The sequence below is a fragment of the Poseidonibacter lekithochrous genome, from assembly GCF_018861145.1.
Taxonomy (GTDB): Bacteria; Campylobacterota; Campylobacteria; order Campylobacterales; family Arcobacteraceae; genus Poseidonibacter; species Poseidonibacter lekithochrous_A.
The window spans coordinates 2,056-2,477 of sequence record NZ_JAHKQT010000043.1; the positions used below are offsets into that span (position 1 = coordinate 2,056).

Annotated in this window: 1 protein-coding gene; it reads right to left on the reverse strand. The window is 31.3% G+C overall.

Translation table 11 applies throughout. The features are described from left to right. On the reverse strand, positions 1 to 422 hold a 422-nt coding region (locus KO488_RS14700), incomplete at both ends, for a Calx-beta domain-containing protein (RefSeq protein ID WP_216059564.1).

Consider the following 422-nt stretch of genomic DNA (forward strand, 5'->3'; position numbering starts at 1 on the left):
ACTTAATGTTGGAATATCTCCATTATCAAGAATCTTCCCTTCACCTTGTTCATCAGATATAGTTGCATTTACTGCATTTGTTAAATTAACAAACATGCTTTCTGGATTTTCAAAAATATTATCATCTATTACTGGTATTGTAATTATCTTTGAAGTTTCACCTGGAGCAAATGTTATTGTTCCATTTTGTGCTTCATAATCTGAACCTGCTAACGCTGTCCCATCTGCTGTTGTAAAATCTACTGTTACAATTTGTGAATTTGGGTTACTTAAACTCACTACAAATGATAATACACCATCTTCTTCATTTACTACAGAATCAGATATTATAATTTGAGGCTCTTCATCACTATCTAAAATTGATGCTGTTCCTTCTGATTTAACATTTGTTGTTGTTTCATTTGTTACTGTTGCTTCTAATG